This window comes from Deltaproteobacteria bacterium (genome assembly GCA_016210045.1).
GTDB lineage: Bacteria > UBA10199 > UBA10199.
This window is the reverse complement of sequence record JACQUX010000030.1, coordinates 1-5180: the sequence shown is the minus strand read 5'-3', so window position 1 is coordinate 5180 and position 5180 is coordinate 1. Positions and strand designations below refer to the sequence as shown.

At 51.1% G+C, this 5180-nt stretch carries 7 protein-coding genes; 6 read left to right on the top strand and 1 reads right to left on the bottom strand.

The features are described 5' to 3' along the window. Positions 1 to 306: RNA polymerase sigma factor (locus HY696_09875; protein MBI4238707.1), on the bottom strand; the 306-nt coding region annotated here is incomplete at its 3' end. Positions 307 to 354: 48 nt separating this feature from the next. On the opposite strand from HY696_09875, the gene HY696_09870 reads away from it, so the two are divergent. From HY696_09870 to HY696_09845, 6 genes are read left to right on the top strand one after another with little or no spacing between them, the layout of a single operon-like run. Continuing rightward, positions 355 to 789, top strand: coding sequence for a hypothetical protein (locus tag HY696_09870; protein MBI4238706.1), 435 nt, complete (start codon positions 355 to 357; stop codon positions 787 to 789). A 14-nt stretch (positions 790 to 803) separates the two neighbouring features. Further along, the gene (locus tag HY696_09865) at positions 804 to 1934 is read left to right on the top strand and encodes an inorganic phosphate transporter (GenBank protein ID MBI4238705.1); all 1131 of its coding nucleotides are present in this window, start codon (positions 804 to 806) and stop codon (positions 1932 to 1934) included. Continuing rightward, positions 1931 to 2899: an arsenosugar biosynthesis radical SAM protein ArsS gene (gene arsS, locus HY696_09860; GenBank protein MBI4238704.1), complete on the top strand. Its 969-nt coding sequence runs from the start codon at positions 1931 to 1933 to the stop codon at positions 2897 to 2899. Before HY696_09865 ends, arsS begins: the two co-directional genes overlap by 4 nt. Further along, positions 2896 to 3951 carry a methyltransferase domain-containing protein gene (locus HY696_09855; protein MBI4238703.1) on the top strand — a complete coding sequence of 352 codons (1056 nt, stop codon included), beginning with the start codon at positions 2896 to 2898 and terminating at the stop codon, positions 3949 to 3951. Before arsS ends, HY696_09855 begins: the two co-directional genes overlap by 4 nt. A gap of 6 nt (positions 3952 to 3957) precedes the next feature. After that, a complete protein-coding gene (locus HY696_09850) occupies positions 3958 to 4602 on the top strand; it encodes a glycosyl transferase family 2 (protein ID MBI4238702.1) in 645 nt (214 codons plus the stop codon). Continuing rightward, positions 4568 to 5164 (top strand): TIGR04282 family arsenosugar biosynthesis glycosyltransferase, encoded by a 597-nt coding sequence (locus HY696_09845; GenBank protein MBI4238701.1) that lies wholly within the window; start codon positions 4568 to 4570, stop codon positions 5162 to 5164. The genes HY696_09850 and HY696_09845 overlap by 35 nt, the downstream gene beginning before the upstream one ends. Positions 5165 to 5180 lie beyond the last annotated feature (16 nt).

Below are 5180 nucleotides of genomic sequence, written 5' to 3'. Positions count from 1 at the left end.
CTGATTGACGGCGATACGATACATCCATGTGTACAGGGATGAATCCCCTTGAAAGGTATCGATCTTTTCCACCACTTTTTGCAGTACCTCCTGCACGATTTCCTCGGCCTCTTCTTTTTTCCCTAAAAATCGATACGCCAGCCGGTACAGTTTGTCCGACCATTGATCGATCAGTTGGCGGTAAGCCCATTCCTCTTTTCGAGTAAGTCCGCGAATGAGCTCCCCTTCATTAAGGTGAGATGCAGGAGACGAGGAAAAATCTTTGTTAAAAGAAAGTGACATTTTTAGAGAGGTTTTTCTTACCACAACATCCAACCCAAGTAGAGGCAAAAAAACCAAGAAAAAGGAGGCGTTATGCAGATCAATATCAAAAAGGCGGTTTTCGCAGGCGTACTGGGGACCGTCGCAATCACCATCGTGGCAACCTTCGGGGCTCCGATGATGGGGCTCCCCAAGATGGATATCCCCGGCATGCTGGCCAGTCAAATGGGAGGGGCAATCGTGTTGGGATGGATCGCCCACTTCATGGTCGGAACGGTGCTCTCTTTCGGCTATGCGTTCGTTCAGGGGCGACTGCCGGGCCCCGCCATCCTTCGCGGTGCGCTTTATGGACTGGCTCCCTGGCTTATGGCACAAGTTGTTGTCATGCCGATGATGGGAATGGGGTTGTTTTCAGGGGCCTTCGCACCGGCGTTCGGGAGTCTGATCGGTCATTTAGTTTACGGTGCAATCGTCGGGATTGTTTATTCGTCTACCAAAGAGTCTTGTCGATCATGCGCCGTTTCATGAGGGAGAGGTAAAAGATGTCATTCGTGTTGCTCAGTCTGTTCATCGGAATATTCTTGGCCCATGCCAACGGAGCCAATGATAATTTCAAGGGGGTTGCCACTCTTTATGGGAGCGGCACCACCACATATAACAAGGCATTGGCCTGGGCGACGATCACAACGCTCCTCGGTTCACTCACTGCCGTACTCCTGGCCAAAGGGTTGATCGTTGCCTTTAGCGGCAAAGACTTGGTGCCGAATCACATCCTCGAACTCAAAAGTTTTCCGTTGGCCGTCGGACTCGCGGCGGCAACGACCGTGTGGCTTGCCACCCGTTTCGGATTCCCCATCTCCACCACTCACTCTTTGGTGGGATCCTTGATCGGTGCGGGATTTGTAGCGTCGGGAGCGGGAATCCATCTTGGCCAGGTGTTCGGCACTTTTTTTCTCCCTCTTTTGATCAGTCCGGTGCTCGCGATTTTGGGAGCAATGGCTCTTTACCCTCTCATCAGAAAAACGGGTCGTTTTTTGAACATCACCAAAGAGAATTGTCTTTGTGTGGGAACCAAGGTTTTAGGTGTTGTTCCGCAAGGGATTTCGACGGAACAGGCCCTCATGACCGTCACATCGGGAATCGAAGTCACCGTGGGCACGAAAGCACAATGTGTGGAACGCTATCAGGGACATGTTTTTGGAATCGATGTGGGATCGCTCTTGGATGCCCTTCACTACTTATCCGCCGGGGCGGTGAGTTTTGCGAGGGGCTTAAATGACACGCCGAAGATCGTCGCTATTTTGTTGGTAGGCGGTTATTTTAATCCGCTCTTGGCCATGACGCTTGTGGGTCTTTTTATCGGAGTCGGGGGAATCCTGCATGCCAAAAAGGTGGCTGAAACGATGTCCCATGACATTACGGAGTTGAATCACGCCGAAGGACTTCTCGCGAATTTGGTCACAAGTTTCCTTGTTATCTTTGCTTCCCGTTTAGGGATGCCGGTGTCCACGACCCATGTCTCCTGTGGTGCTCTCTTTGGAATCGGTGCGGCCACGTCAAAGGCCCACGTAAAAACGATTAGTAGCATCATCGCCTCATGGTTGATCACTTTACCAGTCGCCATGATCTTGAGTGGCGTTTTCTTTTTGCTGTTAAGGGAGGTGATTGTATGAGCCAGCCAATCCCCTCATTTGAAAACAAACTGGCTGAACATCGGATCGACATCACACGAAAACCACTGGAAATTTTACAGGTGAACGTCGGGAAGCTCTGCAATCAGGCCTGTCATCATTGTCATGTGGAGGCCGGTCCCAAACGGACCGAGATCATGGAGAAGAAAACGGTGGACCGTTTGATTGAACTCCTTGATTTCTCACCCACCATTCATACCGTCGATATCACCGGAGGCGCGCCTGAACTCAATCCGCATTTTCGCACCTTGGTTGCAGCAGCCAGAAAGCGGAACAAGGAAGTGATCGACCGATGCAACCTGACGGTCTTCTTCGAAAAGGGTCAGGAGGAAACCGTGTATTTTCTGAAAACACATCAAGTGAAGATCGTGGCCTCTCTCCCGTGTTATTCCAAGCAGAATGTGGATGCTCAGCGAGGCAGCGGTGTCTTTGATAAAAGTATCCGCGCCTTGCGGTTATTGAATGAGCTCGGTTACGGGAAGAACGATTCGGGACTCGAACTCGATCTGGTTTACAATCCGCTGGGGGCCTTTTTGCCCCCCTCACAAGAGAAGCTCGAACTCGATTACAAAAAAGAACTGCGCGAACTCTTCGACATCGAGTTCAACCGTCTTCTCACGATCACCAACATGCCGATCAAGCGATTCCTGGATCAGTTGGTCAGAGAAAATAAATATGAAGAATACATGACGCTGCTGGTGAACGGTTTCAATGCCGCTGCGGCTTCGAGCGTCATGTGCCGAAATCTGATTTCCATCGGGTGGAATGGGAAAATCTACGATTGCGATTTTAACCAGATGTTGGAGATTCCCATTGGAAGAAAACATCGAACGATCTGGGACATTGAATCCTTCGATCAAATCTTTGGGACTCCCATCGCCTTTGCCAACCATTGCTTTGGCTGTACGGCGGGGGCCGGGTCATCTTGTGGAGGAGAACTTATATGACGGACAATCATCAAACTCTGGAAACGGTAAAACAATATTACGGGAAGACTCTCAAAACCAATGCTGACCTGAAAACCAACGCCTGTTGCACGCTGGATGCCATGCCCGCACATCTGAAACCCATCCTCAGACAGATTCATCCGGAGGTGTTGGAGAAATTTTACGGCTGCGGCTCGCCAATCCCTGCGGCGTTGGAGGGAAAAACGGTTTTGGATCTCGGTTGCGGAACGGGGCGGGATACCTTCCTCCTTTCCAAACTCGTGGGACCGGAAGGCAAGGTGATCGGTGTCGATATGACGGCGGAACAATTGGCGATTGCCAAGAAGTATGTCGACTATCACGCTCAAACCTTCGGACACGAAAAGAGTAACGTGGAATTCTTGAACGGGTACATCGAAGACCTTGAGGGATTGGGGATCAAGACCGGGTCCATTGATGTCGCGGTCTCCAATTGTGTCATCAATCTCTCGCCGGAAAAACGGCGGGTCTTTTCCGAAATCTTCCGCGTGTTGAAACCCGGCGGGGAACTCTATTTCGCGGATATCTTTTCCGACCGGCGAATACCAGCACATCTGGCAAAAGATCCGACATTGGTCGGCGAGTGCCTTGGTGGTGCGTTGTATGCCGAGGATTTCCGAAGACTCATGATGGATGTGGGGTGCCTGGATCATCGTGTGGTGACACAAAGAAAACTTACTATCGAAAACCCTGGGCTTGAGCATCAACTGGGGGGCATTTCATTTTATTCGGTGACCGTTCGGGCCTTCAAGCTGAAGTTGGAAGATCGCTGTGAGGATTATGGTCAGGTGGCTTATTACCTGGGGACCATCCCCCAATGTCCGCAAGCCTTCCCTCTGGATGATCACCACCTCTTTGAAAAAGGAAGGCCCGTGCTCGTCTGCAGCAACACGGCGGCCATGCTGACCCAAACGCGATATGCACCGCACTTCCGCGTTGAAGGGGATCTATCGACTCACTACGGTTTATTTGATTGTGGCCCGAAAGGATCAATCGGTTCAGACGAGCCTCCATCCAACCAAGGGTGCTGTTAAAGGTTTATGATTACTTTCAGAGACATCTCGATCATCATTCCTGTCGGACCAGGCGAAAACGCGCTCGAAGCGCTCTTGGGAGATCTTCGACCGATTGAAAAAGAGGCGGAGTTGATCGTGGTTCAAGGCTCATCACGCGCCCAACAACTCAACGAGGGAGCACGAAACGCGACGCGTGATTTCCTGTGGTTTTTGCATGCCGACTCCAGGCTCTCGTCAAAAACTCTCGCCGCTTTGCTCGGATCACTGGGCGAAAATCCACATGCCCTTCATTATTTCCACTTAAGATTTTTGCCCGATGGGCCGCCACTGATGTGCATCAATGAAATCGGTTGTTGGATTCGCTCGCGACTCATGGGTCTACCTTTCGGCGATCAGGGGTTTGCCGTAGCAAAAGAAGTTTTCGAGACAATGGGTGGTTTCCCCGAAAATGTTCCTTACGGGGAGGATCATCTTTTCGTGTGGCGGGCCATGCAAAAGAGAGTCCCACTTCGGTGCACCGGTGCCTCGCTCTACACGAGCGCCCGTCGCTATGCCGAGACAGGTTGGGCAAGGCTCACTTGGGATTATGCCCGACGGTGGACTCGCCAGGCCTGGCCTGAATGGAAAAAACTTTATGAAAAAACTTCTGATGTTCGCCAGGTATCCTGAGATTGGTAAAGTCAAAAGCCGTTTGGCACAAACGATCGGAGCGGCCAATGCGGCTTCGGCTTACAAGACGATGGTCGAAATCGTGGTGAAGAATACGAGGCCTTGCAATGGGGAGTTCGCCCAAGTCTTGTGCTACGATCCTCCGGAGTTGAGAGAGAGATTTCAGTCGTGGCTTCAGATGAGCCACCTTAAACCCCAATCCGGCGGTGATCTCGGTGAAAGGATGAAGCAGGCCTTCATCCAAGCCTTGACGGAAACCGACCATGCCGTCTTGATCGGAACCGATTGCATTGATGTGGATCGTTCTCTCATTCTGAAGGCTTTTGATGATTTGGAGAAAGCCGATCTTGTGCTCGGACCGGCAAAAGACGGCGGTTATTATCTGATCGGTTGCAAGCGTGCGTATCCGGCGATTTTTACCGGAATCGATTGGGGTACCGAACGTGTTTTTGCGCAGACCCTGCGAGTCGCGGAAAAACTGGAACTTCACGTTTCATGTCTCCCTCAATTGGAAGACATCGATACCGAGGAGCAAATATGGAAAATAAAAAATATCATCTGATTGTCATCGGTGGCGG

Bases quoted from the DNA above. Each gene is read 5' to 3' on its own strand.
- HY696_09855 (MBI4238703.1), top strand. From the start codon at position 2,896: ATGACGGACAATCATCAAACTCTGGAAACGGTAAAACAATATTACGGG.
- HY696_09845 (MBI4238701.1), top strand. From the start codon at position 4,568: ATGAAAAAACTTCTGATGTTCGCCAGGTATCCTGAGATTGGTAAAGTC.
- HY696_09870 (MBI4238706.1), top strand. From the start codon at position 355: ATGCAGATCAATATCAAAAAGGCGGTTTTCGCAGGCGTACTGGGGACC.
- HY696_09850 (MBI4238702.1), top strand. From the start codon at position 3,958: ATGATTACTTTCAGAGACATCTCGATCATCATTCCTGTCGGACCAGGC.
- HY696_09865 (MBI4238705.1), top strand. From the start codon at position 804: ATGTCATTCGTGTTGCTCAGTCTGTTCATCGGAATATTCTTGGCCCAT.
- arsS (MBI4238704.1), top strand. From the start codon at position 1,931: ATGAGCCAGCCAATCCCCTCATTTGAAAACAAACTGGCTGAACATCGG.